The following is a 15,214-nucleotide window of genomic DNA, read 5'->3' as shown; positions in this document are numbered from 1 at the left end:
CCCGCCGCCGCTCACTCGGCGGCGGCCATGGCGCTGCGCGGGGTGAGGTCGGTCCAGTTGCGGTCGACGTACTCCAGGCAAGTGGCGCGCTCGGCGGGTGCGAAGACCTCGTCCCATCCGTCGGGGATGGTGGCGAACTCGGGCCACAGCGAGTGCTGGCCCTCGTGGTTGACGAGGACGCGGTGCTGGACGGCGGGGTCGTCGAACGGGTTCGTCATGGTGGCTCCTCCGGCGTGGTGACTGCTCGGGCCGGTCGCGTGGCGGTCGGCCACGGTGTCGGCGCTCATAGGTAGTTCGGATGGTGTGAACGGTCGGATTGGTGTGGCATTCGATGGTGTCGGGACGGGCGGGGCGGGCGGGGGCGGTGGGACCACCGCCGGAACCGGCCGGGCGCGTCGCCGTCCGCCGCGGTGTGTCGGGGAGTTCGCGGAGCGCCGCGGACAGCACCGACCCGATGTGCTGCCGGGGCTCCGGCTGCATCATCTGGGCGTGGGCGCACGCCACGTCGGTGTTGGCGAGGCGGCCGGTGAGGTACGGCGCCCAGAGGTCGAGCGTCAGCTCCTCCGGGAGCCCGACCGTGGCGGTGAAGAACAGCGTCTCCCCGGTGTAGACGCCGGGGGTGTGGCGCCGCATGAGCCGGGACTGGCCGGCGAAGTTGTCGACCATGTGGTCGATGGTCTCCGGTTCCAGCGCCCCCAGCGGGCTGCCCGCCTCCCGGAAGGCGTCGCGCACCGAGGCGGCGTCCAGCGCGCCGTCGCCCTCCAGGACGGCGGACTCCACACCGACGTTGAGGAGCAGCGCACGGAAGACGGTGTCGCGGTCCGCGCTGTCCAGGTCGTCCAGCGGCGGCAGCGGGAAGGCGTCCAGGAGCGCGAGCAGCGCCACCTCCTCACCGGCTCGCTCCAGCTGGGAGGCGACCTCCTGGGCGACGTTGCCGCCGAAGGACCAGCCCAGCAGCCGGTAGGGGCCGTGGGGCTGCACCTCGCGGATCTCCCGCACGTAGCGGTCGGCCATCGCCGCGATGGACTCGGGGAACGGCTCGGTCCCCGCGAGGTTCGGCATCTGGAGGCCGTGGACCGGCTGTCCGGCCTCCAGGTACTGGAGGAGCCCGGCGTAGACCCAGGCGAGACCGCCGGCCGGGTGGACGCAGAACAGCGGCGGCCGGTCCCCGGAGGTCCGCAGCGGCAGCAGCACCGACAGCGGGTCGTCCGTGCCGCCGTCGGCGAGGCGTTCGGCGAGCAGGGCGACGGTCGGTGCCTCGAACAGCACCCGGATGCCGATCTCCACGCCCAGCGACTCCCGGACCCGGCCGATGAGTCGCGCGGCGAGCAGCGAGTGCCCGCCGAGGGCGAAGAAGTCGTCCTCGGCACCGACCTGCTCCACTCCCAGGACCTCGGCGAACAGCGCGCACAGCACGTCCTCGCGCGGGGTGCGCGGGCCGCGGCCGGTCGAGGACCTGCCCTGGGCGGGCGCGGGCAGCGCCGCGCGGTCGAGCTTGCCGTTCGGCGTCAGCGGCAGCCGCTCCAGGACCGACCAGGCGGTGGGCAGCATGTAGCCGGGCAGGTTGCGGGCGGCGTGGTCGCGGACGGCTGCCGTCAGCGTCTGCTCCGCTCCCGGCTCGGCGGAGTCCCCGTTCTCGGGGACCAGGTACCCGACGAGACGACCGCCCGTCGGCGCACCGGTGCCGGTGTCGAGCACCACCGCGGCGCGGGCCACTCCGGGGGCTCCACCGAGGACGGCGGCGATCTCGTCGGGTTCGACGCGGAAGCCGCGCACCTTCACCTGGCCGTCGGCGCGGCCGACGTAGGCGAGTTCGCCGTCGGGGGTGCGCCGCACCAGGTCGCCGGTGCGGTACATGCGGCTGCCCGCCGGGCCGTACGGGTCGGCCAGGAACCGCTGGGCCGTCTCGCCGGGGCGCTGCGGGTAGCCGCGCGCGAGGGAGTCGCCCGCGAGGTACAGCTCACCGGTGACGCCGAGCGGTGCGGGCCGCAGCGCCGCGTCGAGGACGTAGGCGCGGGTGCCGGCGACGGCGCGTCCCAGTACGGGGCCGTCGGTACCGCCGACCGGCGCGGTCAGGGTGTCGACGGTCGCCTCGGTGGGCCCGTAGAGGTTGACCGCCCGCAGCCCGGGGACGGCGGCGAGGGTGCGCCAGAGCTCCGGCGGTACGGCCTCGCCGCCGAGGGCGAGCACCCGGGGGCGGTGGGCGTGGGGCCGGTCGCGTTCGGCGCCGAGCAGCCCGGCGTCGAGGAGTTGCTCCAGGTGCGAGGGCGTGGTCTCCAGGACGTCGACGCGGTGCTCGTGGGCCCAGGCGACCAGCGCCTCGGGGTCGCGGCGGACCTCCTCGTCGGCGAGGTGCAGTTCGTGCCCGGCGAGCATCCACAGCACCGGGTCCAGGGAGGCGTCGAAGGAGAGCGAGGCGGTCAGCGCGACGCGCAGCCGGCGGTCCCCGGCGTCGCGCGCGGCGGGGCGGTAGAGGGTGCGGCGGTGGTGCTCCAGCAGCCGCGCGATGGAGCGGTGCTCGACCAGGACACCCTTGGGACGGCCGGTGGAACCGGAGGTGTGGATGAGGTAGGCCGGGTCCTGCGGGCGGGGCCCGTCGGGTAGCGGTTCGGCGCTGCGGGCCGCGATCCCGGCGGAGGTGCGGGGCTCGTCGAGGACGAGTCGGGGCGCTCCCTCCGGCAGCAGGTGGACGGTGTCCGTCGTCACCAGGGTCAGCGCGGGTCGCGCCTCTTCGAGCACCGTGTGGATGCGGCCCTCGGGGAGCGCCGCGTCCATCGGGGTGTGGACGGCGCCGGCGGTCCAGGAGGCGAGCATGCCGATGACGGCGTGGGTGGTCCGCGGCAGCAGGGTGGCCACCGGGACGCCGGGGGCGACACCCGCGGCCCGCAGTTCGCGCGCGAGTCGGCAGGCTCGGCGGTGGAGTTCGGCGAATCCCAACCTGCCGTCGCGGGCGACGACGGCGAGGGTGTCGCCGGGGGCGCTCGCGGCGGTGGCGCGGAATCGTTCCACCAGGGTGGACCCGGCCTCGGGTGCGGGGCCGCCGTCGCCGAGGGCGAGGAGCTGGGAGGTCTCCTCCGCGGAGAGCAGCGGGAGCGTCGACAGCCGGGCGTCCGGCGCGGCGGTGGCAGCCGCCAGCAGGCGGGCGAACCAGGTGGCCAGTCGCCGGGCGGTGGCCTCGTCGAACAGGTCCGAGCGGTACTCCAGGGTGCCGCCGAGAGCGGTGCCCGCCGCGGGGTCGGCCGCCGTGGTCTCGCCGAGGCTGAAGGACAGGTCGAACTTGGCGCCGCCCGTCTCGACCCGGGCGGGCTCGGCCCGCAGCCCCGGGAGGTCGAGGGTGGGCGTGTCGTTGTTGTTGAGGCTGAGCATGACCTGGAAGAGGGGGTGCCGCTCCAGGCTGCGGCTGGGGCTGACTTCCTCGACCAGCTGCTCGAAGGGCAGGTCCTGGTGGGCGTAGGCGGCCAGGTCGCTCTCCCGGACCCGCGCGAGCAGCTCCGAGAAGGTGGGGTCGCCGGAGGTGTCGGCGCGCAGCACCAGCGTGTTGACGAAGAACCCGATGAGCGGGGCCAGTGCCTGGTCCGACCTGCCGGCGACGGGGGTGCCGACGGCGATGTCCTCCGTGCCGGAGAGCCGGGAGAGCAGCGCGGCGAGAGCGGCGTGCAGCACCATGAACGGGCTGGTACCGCTGGCCCGCGCCAGATCACGCAGCCGGGTGTGGGCGGTGGCGTCCAGGGCGACGGGGACCCGGCCGCCCCCGGCCTCCGGGGCGGTGCCGCGCGGGCGGTCCACCGGCAGCGGCAGCTCCTCGGGCAGACCGGCCAGCGCCTCCCGCCAGAACCCCAACTGCTCCGCCGCCCGCGACCCCGGGTCGTCCACCGCACCCAGCAACGCACGCTGCCACACCGCGTAGTCCCCGTACTGCACCGCCAACGGCTCCCACCCCGGCGCCACCCCCGACAACCGCGCCGCATAGGCCTCCGACAGATCACGCGACAACGGACCCATCGACCACCCGTCCGCCGCGATGTGGTGCAACGTCAACAACAACACATGGCTGTCGGGCGCGGTGGAGAGCAGGGTGGCGCGGATCGGGGTGCGGCGGGCGAGGTCGAACGGCCGGGCCGACTCCTCGCGCAGCGCGTCGGGAAGCGCGGCGGTGTCGACGGTCAGCGCGGTCAGCTCGGGGCGGCCCGCCTCGGGCGGCAGGACGCGCTGCACCGCTTCGGCGCCGTCGCCGTCGGGGTGGTCGCCGGGCGTGGCCAGCACGGTGCGCAGCACCTCGTGGCGGTCGGTGAGATCGCCGAGCGCGGCGTGCAGCGCGTCCTGGTCCACGCTGCCCGAGAGGCGGACGGCCAGCGGCAGGTGGTAGGCGGGGTCGTCGGGGTCGAGCCGGTGGAGGAACCACAGTCGGCGCTGGGCGGAGGAGATGGGGGCGGGTCCGGTCCGGGGCGTCGGCAGCAGCGCGGGACGGGCGGCGTCCGCGGTGTCGAGGCGCGCCGCGAGCGCTCCCACGGTGGGCGCCTCGAAGAGGGCGCGGACGGGGAGTTCGACGCCGAAGGCGGTGCGGATGCGGGCGATCAGCCGGGTGGCGAGCAGCGAGTGCCCGCCGAGGTCGAAGAAGTTCTCGTCGCGTCCCACGCCCGCCCGTCCGAGGACGTCGGCGAAGAGCGCGCACAGCGCCCGCTCGCGGGGGGTGCGGGGCGGTTCGGCCTCGTCACCGGCGTCGCCGGCGGGCCATGGCAGGGTCGAGGTGTCGGTCTTGCCGTGGACCCCGAGGGGAAGGACCTCGACCACCCCGAGGGCGGTGGGGACCATGTAGCCCGGCAGCCGGCCGCGCAGGAAGTCGCGGAGGCCGGTGGCGGTCGGCGCGTCGTCGGCTCCCCGTACGGGGAGCGCCCAGGCGACAAGGGCGGCGGCGCCCGAGGCGTCGGGACGGACGGCGACGGCGGCGCGGGCGACCGCGGGGTGGCACAGCAGCGCGGCCTCCACCTCACCGGTCTCCACGCGGTGGCCGCGGACCTTGACCTGCCCGTCGACGCGGCCGGTGTACTCCAGGGAGCCGTCGTCATGGCGGCGGACGAGGTCGCCGGTGCGGTACATGCGGGCGCCGGGCCCGCCGTAGGGGTCGGCGAGGAACCGGTCGGCGGTGAGACCGGGGCGGCGGTCGTAGCCGCGCGCGACCCCGGCCCCGGCGAGGTAGAGCTCGCCGGTGACGCCGGGTGCGACGGGCCGGAGCCTGCCGTCGAGGACGTAGGCGCGGTTGCCGGGTACCGCGTGGCCGATCCGCGGCGGGGTACCGGGGGTGACGGGGGCGACGACGCTGTCGACGGTGGTCTCCGTCGGGCCGTAGAGGTTCCAGCCGGCGACGTCGGGGAGGTCGGCGAGGTCGCGCCAGAGATCGGCGTCGACGGCCTCGCCGCCGAGGGCGACGACCGCCGGACGGTGGGTCCCCTCGGCCAGCAGACCGGCGGCGCGGAGCTCGGCGAGGAAGGAGGGCGTGGTCTCCAGGACGTCGATGGCGTGCTGGCGCAGGAAGGCGGTGAGCGCCTCGGGGTCGCGGCGGCTGTCGTCGTCGGCGAGGTGCAGTTCGTGCCCGGCGACCATCCACAGCACCGGGTCCCAGGAGGCGTCGAAGGTGGCGGCGGCGGTGAGCGCGACGCGCAGCGGTCGGCCGCCGGCGGTGGCCTCGGCGGGGCCGATCAGCTGGTCGCGGTGGCCGGCCAGCAGGTTGACGAGGGAGTGGTGCTCGACGACGACGCCCTTGGGGGTGCCGGTGGAGCCGGAGGTGTGGAGGACGTAGGCGGCGTCGTGCGGCGCGGGGCCTTCGGGCAGCGGCGCGGGGGCGGAGGCGAGCACCGGCGGCGCCTCGTCGAGGGCGAGCAGCGGCCACTCCCCCGTCGGCAGCCCGGCGGCGAGCGCGGTGGTGGTCAGCACGCGCGCGGGGCGTGCGGTCGTCAGGACGAGCCGGTTGCGCTCGACGGGGTGGGTCGGGTCGAGGGGGACGTGGACGGCGCCGAGGCGCAGCACGGCCACCAGCGCGATGATCTGGACGCGGGTGCGGGGCAGGGCCGCGGCGACGCGGTCGCCGGGGCGGACGCCCGCGTGGTGGAGGCGGTTCGCCAGCTCCTCCGCCGCGTCCAGCAGGTCGCCGAAGGTCAGCGGACCGTCGGCGTCTGCGACGGCGACGCGTTCGGGGGTGACCAGCGCCTGAGTGGTGAGGACGTCCACGATGGTGCGGCCGGACGCGGGCGGCGTGCACCGTACCGGTGCGGTCCGGTCCAGGGCGGCGGCGCGCTCGTCGTCGGTCAGGAACTCCAGGTCGGCGACGGCGGTGTCGGGGTCCGCCAGGGCGGCGTCGAGCAGTCGCCCCAGGTGGACGGCGGTGCGGGTGGCGGTGGAGGTGTCGAACAGCTCCCGGCTGTACTCCAGTTCGCCGGTGATGCCGAGCGGACGGCCGTCGGCGTCGTGGTGTTCGGCGAGGTCGAGCGTCAGGTCGAACTTGGCGCCGGTGCGACCGGCGGACTCCTCCCGGTCGACGGCGAGGCCGGGGAGGGAGAGCCGCGGGGGCTCGTTGTTGTTGAGGCTGAGCATGACCTGGAAGAGGGGGTGCCGGTGGAGGGAGCGGGCGGGGCTGACTTCCTCGACCAGCTGCTCGAAGGGCAGGTCCTGGTGGGCGTAGGCGGCCAGGTCGCTCTCCCGGACCCGCGCGAGCAGCTCCGAGAAGGTGGGGTCGCCGGAGGTGTCGGCGCGCAGCACCAGCGTGTTGACGAAGAAGCCGATGAGCGGGGCCAGTGCCTGGTCCGACCTGCCGGCGACGGGGGTGCCGACGACGATGTCCTCCGTGCCGGAGAGCCGGGAGAGCAGCGCGGCGAGAGCGGCGTGCAGCACCATGAACGGGCTGGTACCGCTGGCGCGCGCCAGATCACGCAGCCGGGTGTGGGCGGTGGCGTCCAGGGCGACGGGGACCCGGCCGCCCCCGGCCTCGGGGGCGGTGCCGCGCGGGCGGTCCACCGGCAGCGGCAGCTCCTCGGGCAGACCGGCCAGCGCCTCCCGCCAGAACCCCAACTGCTCCGCCGCCCGCGACCCCGGGTCGTCCACCGCACCCAGCAACGCACGCTGCCACACCGCGTAGTCCCCGTACTGCACCGCCAACGGTTCCCACCCCGGCGCCACCCCCGACAACCGCGCCGCATAGGCCTCCGACAGATCACGCGACAACGGACCCATCGACCACCCGTCCGCCGCGATGTGGTGCAACGTCAGCAACAACACATGGCTGTGGTCGGAGAGGGTGTGGAGTTCGGCCCGGAGCGGGATCTCCCGGGTGAGGTCGAACGCCCGCGGGGCGTACGGCCCGGGGCGCTGCCCGAACGGGGCGTGGTGGAGCGGCACCTCGGTCCCGATGGCGGGCAGCACGTGCTGGTAGGGGCCGTCCGCGTCCTCGGGGAAGAGGGTCCGCAGGCTCTCGTGCCGGGCGACGAGGTCCCGCAGCGCGGCGTGGAGCGCCTCGCGGTCGAGGGTTCCGGTCAGCCGCAGCGCGACGGGGATGGTGTAGGTGGCGCCGCCCTCGCCCATGCGCTCCAGCAGCCACAGCCGCTGCTGCGCCGGGGAGAGCGGCAGCCGCTCGGGACGTTCGGCGGCGGTGAGCGCGGGCCGGGTCGTGGTCGGTGCCTCGTCGAGGCGAGCGGCCAGCGCCGCCGGGGTGGGCGACTCGAAGAGGAACCTGATGGGGGGCTCGGTGCCGAGCTCGGCACGCAGCCCGGCGACGACCCGGGCGGCGAGCAGGGAGTGGCCGCCGAGGTCGAAGAAGTCGCTGTCGCGGCCGACCCGTGCGACGCCGAGGACCTCGGCGTAGACGGCGCACACCGCCGCCTCCGTGGCGTTGCGCGGCGGCTCGTCGCCGCCGGTGGCCGGCGCCACCGGCTCGGGGAGGGCGTCGGTGTCGAGCTTGCCGTTGGGGGTGAGCGGCAGGCGCTCCACGGTGGCGTAGACGGCGGGCACCATGTGGCCGGGCAGGGTGGCCGCGAGGTGGGCGCGCAGCCGCGCGGGGTCGCCGGCCTCTGGGTCGGCCACGGCCACGTAGGCGGCGAGGAGTTCCCCGGCGCCCGCGCCGGCGGGTCGGGTGAGGACGGCGGCCTCGGTGACCTCGGACAGCGCGGTGAGCGCCGCCTCGATCTCCCCGGGGTCGACGCGGTGGCCCCGGACCTTGATCTGGCGATCGGTGCGGCCGAGGAACTCCAGGGTGCCGTCCTCGCGCCAGCGGGCGAGGTCGCCGGTGCGGTACATACGGCTGCCCGGGGCGCCGAACGGGTCCGCCAGGAACCGGTCGGCGGTCAGCCCGGCACGGCCCGCGTAGCCGCGGGCCACCCCGACGCCGGCGAGGTAGAGCTCTCCCGCCATGCCGGTGGGCAGCGGGTGGAGACCGGCGTCCAGCACATAGGCGCGGGCACCGGCGACGGGTCGTCCGATGACCGGGCTGCCGCCCGCGAGCCGGGCGGTGACGGCGTTGACGGTGGTCTCGGTGGGCCCGTAGAAGTTGAAGACGGAGAGCCCCGGGTGTGCCGACAGCTCCTGCCACAGCGCGTCGTTGACGGCCTCGCCGCCGAGCGCGACGACGGTCGGTCCCCGTTCGCCGTCGAGGAGGCCGTGGCCGAGAAGCTGCTGGAGGTAGGTGGGGGTGGTCTCGATGGCGTCGATCCGGTGGGCGTGGAGGTGGCCGACGAGCGCCTGCGGATCGCGGCGCACCTCGTCGGGGACGATGTGCAGTTCGTGGCCGGCGACCATCCACAGCACCGGGTCCAGCGAGGCGTCGAACGAGGTCGCGGCGGTCAGCGCGACCCGCAGCGGCCGGCCGAGCACGTCCTCGGCGGCGGCGTGCGACTCCAGTCGGTGGTGCTCCAGCAGGTTGGTCAGGGAACGGTGTTCGACCTCCACGCCCTTGGGCCGCCCGGTGGAACCGGAGGTGTAGATGACGTACGCGGCGTCGGCGCGGGAGGGCCCGCGGGGGACAGCGGTCGGGGCGCCCGGGTCGTCCGCCGGGTCGGGGGCGACCAGAGTGCGGCGGGAGGCGGGGTCGACCGCGGCGGCGGTGGCGGGATCGGCGACGAGGGCGACGGGGTCGGCGTCGCCGAGGAGGTGGGCGGTGCGCTCGGCCGGGTAGGACGGGTCGACCGGCACGTACGCCGCGCCGCACCTCATGGCGGCCAGCAGCGCGACGACCAGGTCGCGGGAGCGGGCGGCGGCGACCGCGACCCGGGTACCGGGACGCGCGCCACGCGCGGCGAGCCGGCCGGCCAGTTCCTCGACGCGCGCACCGAGCTCGGCGAAGCCGAGCGACCCGTCGGGGGCGACGACGGCGGTGGCGTCGGGGGTGCGGGCGGCCTGCGCGGCGAACCGCCCGGTGAGGGTCCCGGGGTCGGCCGCGGGCCGCGGCACGGCGGACCGGACCGGGTCGCGGGGCGCGGGCACCGGGCCGGTGCCGGTGGCCACCACCCGGCGCCGCTCGTCGTCACCGAGCAGACCGAGCGTGCCGAGCTGCGCGGCGGGGCCGGCGACGAAGGACTCCAGCAGCCGGGTGAGCCGCGCGTGGTGGACGGCGAGGTCGTCGGCGGCGTGGAGGTCGGGGTTGCCGAGGAGGTCGAGGCGGAGCCCGCCGTCTGCGAAGGAGGCGTGGGCGGCCAGCGCCATGTCCTCGACGGGCCCGATGGAGAGGTTGTGCAGCGTCGCGCGGCCGGGGCCGAAGGCGAGGCTGTCGTCGAAGGCCATGACGTTGACGACGGGCCCGGTGAGCCGGTCGCGACGTCCCAGCAGGCCGCGTTCGCGCCGCAGCTCCTCGGAGGGGAACCGCTGGTGGCGCAGGACAGTGCGCACGGTGCGCGAGGTGCGCCGCAGCAGTTCCTGCACGGTGTCGGCCGGGGAGACCTCCAGCCGCAGCGGCAGCACGTTGGAGACCATCGCCGGGGTGAACCGCGCGGTGTCGGTCCTGCGGGTGGTGACGGGCAGACCGAGGACGACCTCGGACTGGCCGCGTGCCCGGTGCAGGTAGGCGGCGGTGGCGGCGATGAAGAGCGTGGGCCAGCCGGCGCCCGCGGTGCGGGCCGCGTCGCGGAGCCGGTCGAGCCACGCGGGGTCGAACGACCGGCCGGCGCGGAGCGCGGTCCGGGCGGGCGAGGCCGCCGCGTCGCGCAGGCCGACGGGCTCGGGCATGCCGCGCAGGTAGTCGTTCCAGAAAGCGCGGTCGGTCGCGAACTGCTCCGAGCCCCGGTAGTCGGCCTCCTCCCGGAGCAACGCGTCGAGCGGGGCGTGGAAGGGCGGGATCGCGACGCCGGGGTCGGTGGCGAGGCGGGTGTAGACATCGGCGATCCGGCCCAGGGCGAGAGCCGCGCCGTAGCCGTCGATCGCGAGGTGGTGCACCTGCTGGTGGAAGTACCAGCGCTCGTCGCCGAGGCGCAGCAGCATCAGCGAGACCAGGGGTCCGACCGCGGTGTCGGCGGTGGTCTCCAGCGCCTCGGCCATCAGCTCGTCGGCCCGCGCGGCCGGGTCCGCCTCGCCTCGCAGGTCCACCTCGGTCACGGGTATGTCCAGGTGGGGCGCGACACGCTGGTAGGGCATCTCGTCGGCCTCGCCGAACGTCACGCGCAGCGCCTCCGCCTCGCCGGTGACCCGCCGCACGGCGCTGCGCAGCAGCGCCGGGTCGAGCGGCCCGCGGATGTCCGCGTACTCGGCGATGTTGTAGGCCGGGCTGGTGGGGTCGAGCCGCTGGGCGAACCAGAGGCCGAGCTGGCCGGCGGTCAGGGGAAGGCGGGCGGCGGACGGGTCGGACACTCGTGATCACACCTAGCACTGAGGAGTCGGCGGCAGCTCGGCCGTGCGCCGGTCGCGCCGGCGCACCCGGGGTGCGGTCGGCGGTGGGCCGACTCTCCCCGGGGCATGGAGTGGTGAACGCGGATCAGCGCGACTTGCGATGCTTTGTCACGGTGCGTTCCCCCACGGGCCAGATCGTACGTTGACCCTGCGTTCGGCACCGATGGCACAGGGAGATTGGTGATGTGACTGGCGTCACAGGGGGTGACCTCATCCCCATAACTCACCGCAATCCGGTGATCACACCAGTCCGTTGGGGTGGTCGTGACGAACACACACGGACGACAGTCGTTCACACGAGCGGAGATTTCAGGATGAGGAACACCCACGGTCGGCGTCTGGCAACGGCGATGGGCGCGGCGGCGGCACTGGTGGCCCTGACCGCGACGGGAGCCCAGGCGGCGGCGCCGTCCGCGGCGCCCGAGAAGGTCACCCACACCGGGACCGTCGCGCCGACGTCCCAGTCGTCCGGCTCCGGTGGCGGCTCCCTGGTGCAGGGCTGGCAGTTCTGCCTGCTGGCCTCCTGCGAGACGCACGCGGGGAGCGGCGGCGCGCAGGGAGTCCAGGGCATCAACTTCTGCCTGCTGGCCTTCTGCTCCGTCCGCGGCTGAGCGACGGCGCCACGGGGACCGCACGTCGTCGCACGGCGCCCACGCCGGGCGGAGCGGCGCACGGGCGGTCCCCTCGCACCGGTGATGGTCGGGCACGAGCACCGGGTACGCCCCGGTCGCGACGGCCGGACCCGTGCGGCACCCCGCCACTGTCGGTGGGCTCTGTCACCATGCGGGCATGGCTGCCGACGAGGACAGAGCACATCCCCACGAGACCGCGCCCGTGGAAGAGGCGGTACCGGTGCTGCGGGTGACCGACGCCGAGCGGGCCGCCGCCTGGTACGCGCGGCTGGGGTTCGCCGTGACCTGGGAGCACCGCTTCGCCCCCGGGATGCCCGTCTTCCTGGAGCTGCGGCGCGGCGCCGTGACGCTCTTCCTCTCCGAGCACGTCAACGACGCGCCGCCCGACGGCCTGATCTACCTGCGGGTCCGTGACGTCGACGCCGCCGCGGCCGAGTTCGGCGCCGCCGTGACGGCAGAGGCGTGGGCCCGGGAGACCGAGCTGCACGATCCCGACGGGAACCGGGTGCGCGTGGGCACCCCGCTGCCCTGACGGCCCCACCGGCGCACCCACCCCGGGGGGCGCCCCCGACATCGTTCGCACTACCGAGGAGGACCGGCTGTGTCCGGACTGCTGTACTCCGTCTCCATGTCGCTGGACGGCTACATCGCCGGCCCCGGCGGGGACATGGCCTGGCTCGCGCCGCTGCTGCCCCCGCCGGGCGGCGAGCCGAACCCGGTCGCCGACGAGGTCGGGGCGCTGCTCATCGGTCGGCGCACCTTCGGCGGTGACGACCCCTACCGGGACACGGAGGGCGAGGGCGAGGCGTTCGGCGGGGGTTGGAGCGGCCCGCAGTTCGTGCTGACGCACCGGCCGCCGCCCGACCCGGTGCCCGGTATCACCTTCGTCGGGGAGCTGGACACCGCGGTACGGGCGGCCAGGGAGGCCGCCGGGGGCCGGACGGTGAACGTGCTGGGCGCCGACGTGGCGCGGCAGTGCCTGGCGGCGGGAGTACTGGACGAGGTGCTGACCTGCGTCGTCCCCGTCCTGCTCGGTGACGGCGTCCGGCTGTTCGACGCACCGGGCGTCGGCCCCGTCGCGCTGGAACCCCTCTCGGTGCACCGAGGACGGTACTCGACCGACCTTCGGTACCGGGTGCGCGGCGCCCGAGGGGGCGGCTGACGCGGAAGAGGCCCGAACCCGGCGCGGAACGACGGCGCGGGTTCGGGCCTCGGTGGGGTCAGCGGGGCGGGGGCGGGAGGTTGAGCGGCGTCAGTCGCCGACCTCGTCCTGGAAGTCCCGGTCGCACCGGTCGAGCTCCTCCTGCGTGTCGGCGGCATCGACGCACTCGCGCAGGTTGCCGAACTCCTCGGAGTTCCAGACGGCGACCCCGAGGAGCAGGACCAGCACGCCGCCGAGCAGGCCGAGCCCACCGATGACGGCACCGACCAGCGACATCGTGCCGTTGCTCGCGGCGCCGCGGCGGGCTCGCCGGAAGCCGAGGACACCGGTGACGAGCGCAACCACTCCGAAGGCGACGCCGCCGATCGCCGTCCAGAAGAACAGCGCCGCCAGGATGCCGGTGACGAGCGCGGCGATGCCGAGCCCGTTGCCGCCACCGCCACCACCGGGTGCGCGCCTCTCCTCCGGGGGCGGCTCCCAGCCGGCGGAGGGCGGGGTGAAGCCGGGCACCGGGCCCTGCCGGTCTCGGTCGCGGTCACCGTCGTGCGGGGTCGTCATCCGTCTGCCTTCCGGTCGGCCCGTCGGGGTGAGCGGTCTCGTGCCCGCCGCCCCGCGCCGCAAACGGCGGGCCCGGGGGCGAGGTGCACTTCCGGTCACGGGCGGTGCCGAGCCCGGGGCGCCGCCCTGCCTCGCGCCGACGGGACGTCAGAGATCGGCGGGGTACTCCTCGTCGTCGTAGTGGAGCGTGCCGTCGTCGTCCATGCGGGGGTGCATCCGCATCGGGCCGTGCGGGTCGCGGTCGGAGGGGCGTGGGCCCTCCGGCCCGTCGGGGCCGATCCGCATCAGCCGCCCGATGCGGGCGATGGAGTACTCCTTCTCCCCCACCTGCACCCGGTTGCCCTCGCCGCGGCTCCGCCACTCCTCCGCGATGCGGACGTACTCGGCCTTCTCGTCGGCGTCGAGGTCGAGCAGCATCGGGAAGGTCAGCTTCAGGGCGCCGTACAGGAAGGACCGCGCGGCGTGGGCGGTGGCGAACGGGCCGGCGGTCATCTCCCAGCCGCCCGGGCAGCGTTCCACGACACGGAACGACGGCGGCAGGAGCACCACCCCCGGGTGGGTCTCCAGTGCCCGCTCGGACTCCAGCCGCACCTGCGCCGGATAGCTCTCGGCGCGGTAGGCCAGGTCGAGCAGGGCGAGCCGCTCGGCCCCGGCCATGACGCCGGAGGCGGCGGTGTGGTCGATGACGTGGCCCTCGTCCGGCTCGGGCTCCCGGCCGCCCCGGTCCCAGTCGGGGCGCGCAGGCTGCGGGTCGGTGGGCCGGGCGGTCTCGGGGCCGTCGTCGTCGAGGTAGAAGAACTCGTCGGCGCGCACGACCCGGTAGCGGACGTCGTCCACGACGAGCTCGTCGACCGCCTCCTTCTCCAGGACGGCGATGCCCCTGACCAGGCGGCGCCGCTGGTCCGGGTCCTCGATGTCGTCCTTGGCCCGGAAGAACAGGGAGGAGTGCAGCCGGTCCCTGGCCTGCTGGCCGGAGCCGTCGGTGACGGGGCACACCACCTCCCAGCGGTCCGGGTTCCGGGGGCACTGCGCGGCGACGCCGAACAGCGGGCCGCGGACGGTGTAGTGCCGGTACCGGCGGGCGGCGGTGGCGGCGTCCGCCTCCACGGCCGCCGCCACCGGGTGTTCGGGCTGCTCCACGCGCATGACGAGGGGAGGGGCGCACGTCTCTTCGTCGCTGGTCACCCACGCATTGTGAGCACAGGCGTGGGCGGCGCGTCAGCGGAACGGCGTCATTCCGACCGAAGCGGGGGCAGGCTGTCCGATGCTGTTCGCACATCAGCGCGGTCGTCGACCGGAGACGCGGCAGGGGCGCGGCGCGCGCCGGCCGCGACGGGCGGCGGCGCCACCGGCACCTGGCTCTCCCCGCCCTCGCGGCGCATGTCGCGGGCGGCCAGCAGGATGCCGACCACGGCGAGCGCCCACAGCGGGTACTGGGCGAGCCAGGCCAGGCGCAGCGCGGCGGGGTTGTCCAGCCCGCCGAGCAGCGTCATCATCACGCCCATCACGGCCAGGGCGGCCGGGGTGGCGCTGTAGCCGCCGAGGTTGGCGACGCCCTGGGCGACCCCCCACCGGTGCGCCGGCAGGCTGGCGCGGGCGACGTCGAAGGCGACCACGGAGGCCGGGCCACCGATGCCGAGCACGACGACGAGGACCACCAGCAGCCAGGTGGGCGCGGCGCCCGGCCACGCCAGGACCACGGTCCAGGTGGCGGCGGTCACCCCGATGACGACGAGGAAGATGCGGTCCCGCCGCGCGGGGAAGCGGGCCGCGAGCATGCCGACGAGCGGGCCGAGGCAGAGCGCGGTGACGACGATGAGGGTGATCAGCAGCGCGCCGGTGGTGGCGGAGCGCTCGTGCACACCGACCAGGTAGGGCACCCCCCACAGCAGGGAGAAGACCATCATCGAGAACTGCGTCCCCATGTGTCCGAAGAACGCCAGCCGGATGCCGGGCACCCGCCAGAGCGCGACCTCGCGGGCTGGCCGGGGGCCGCGGCCGG

At 75.5% G+C, this 15,214-nt stretch carries 7 protein-coding genes and 1 pseudogene; 3 read left to right on the top strand and 5 right to left on the bottom strand.

The features are described 5' to 3' along the window. Window positions 1–11: 11 nt before the first annotated feature. Entirely contained in the window at window positions 12–218 is a 207-nt protein-coding gene (locus HCJ92_RS11740; protein ID WP_167933465.1) for an MbtH family protein, read from the bottom strand. A gap of 646 nt (window positions 219–864) precedes the next feature. After that, window positions 865–10,821: pseudogene (locus HCJ92_RS11735) on the bottom strand (amino acid adenylation domain-containing protein); the annotation flags it as partial. Window positions 10,822–11,174: 353 nt separating this feature from the next. On the opposite strand from HCJ92_RS11735, the gene HCJ92_RS11730 reads away from it, so the two are divergent. From HCJ92_RS11730 to HCJ92_RS11720, 3 genes are all read left to right on the top strand, one after another. Beyond that, window positions 11,175–11,471, top strand: a complete 297-nt coding sequence (locus HCJ92_RS11730; protein ID WP_167933458.1) for a hypothetical protein — start codon at window positions 11,175–11,177, stop codon at window positions 11,469–11,471. A 178-nt stretch (window positions 11,472–11,649) separates the two neighbouring features. Continuing rightward, entirely contained in the window at window positions 11,650–12,024 is a 375-nt protein-coding gene (locus HCJ92_RS11725; RefSeq protein ID WP_167933457.1) for a glyoxalase superfamily protein, read from the top strand. A 69-nt stretch (window positions 12,025–12,093) separates the two neighbouring features. Beyond that, a complete protein-coding gene (locus tag HCJ92_RS11720) occupies window positions 12,094–12,654 on the top strand; it encodes a dihydrofolate reductase family protein (RefSeq protein WP_167933456.1) in 561 nt (186 codons plus the stop codon). 90 nt (window positions 12,655–12,744) lie between these two features. On the opposite strand, the gene HCJ92_RS11715 is transcribed toward HCJ92_RS11720, so the two are convergent. The 3 genes from HCJ92_RS11715 to HCJ92_RS11705 all read right to left on the bottom strand — a co-directional run. Next, on the bottom strand, window positions 12,745–13,212 hold the full coding sequence (locus HCJ92_RS11715) for a DUF4190 domain-containing protein (RefSeq protein WP_209311014.1): 468 nt from the start codon (window positions 13,210–13,212) through the stop codon (window positions 12,745–12,747). Between the two features lie 147 nt (window positions 13,213–13,359). After that, window positions 13,360–14,397, bottom strand: a complete 1,038-nt coding sequence (locus HCJ92_RS11710) for a DUF5954 family protein (protein WP_338054135.1) — start codon at window positions 14,395–14,397, stop codon at window positions 13,360–13,362. A 47-nt stretch (window positions 14,398–14,444) separates the two neighbouring features. Further along, window positions 14,445–15,214 (bottom strand): MFS transporter (locus HCJ92_RS11705; protein ID WP_167933455.1); only part of this gene is annotated, 770 nt, incomplete at its 5' end.

The sequence above is a fragment of the Streptomyces spiramenti genome, from assembly GCF_012034385.1.
GTDB classification, from domain to species: Bacteria; Actinomycetota; Actinomycetes; order Streptomycetales; family Streptomycetaceae; genus Streptomyces; species Streptomyces spiramenti.
The sequence above is the reverse complement of the archived record's forward strand: the minus strand, read 5'-3'. Positions and strand labels throughout refer to the sequence as shown.

Excerpts from the sequence above, each read along its gene's own strand:
- HCJ92_RS11730 (WP_167933458.1), top strand. The coding sequence starts at position 11,175 with ATGAGGAACACCCACGGTCGGCGTCTGGCAACGGCGATGGGCGCGGCG.
- HCJ92_RS11740 (WP_167933465.1), bottom strand. The coding sequence starts at position 218 with ATGACGAACCCGTTCGACGACCCCGCCGTCCAGCACCGCGTCCTCGTC.
- HCJ92_RS11715 (WP_209311014.1), bottom strand. The coding sequence starts at position 13,212 with ATGACGACCCCGCACGACGGTGACCGCGACCGAGACCGGCAGGGCCCG.
- HCJ92_RS11725 (WP_167933457.1), top strand. The coding sequence starts at position 11,650 with ATGGCTGCCGACGAGGACAGAGCACATCCCCACGAGACCGCGCCCGTG.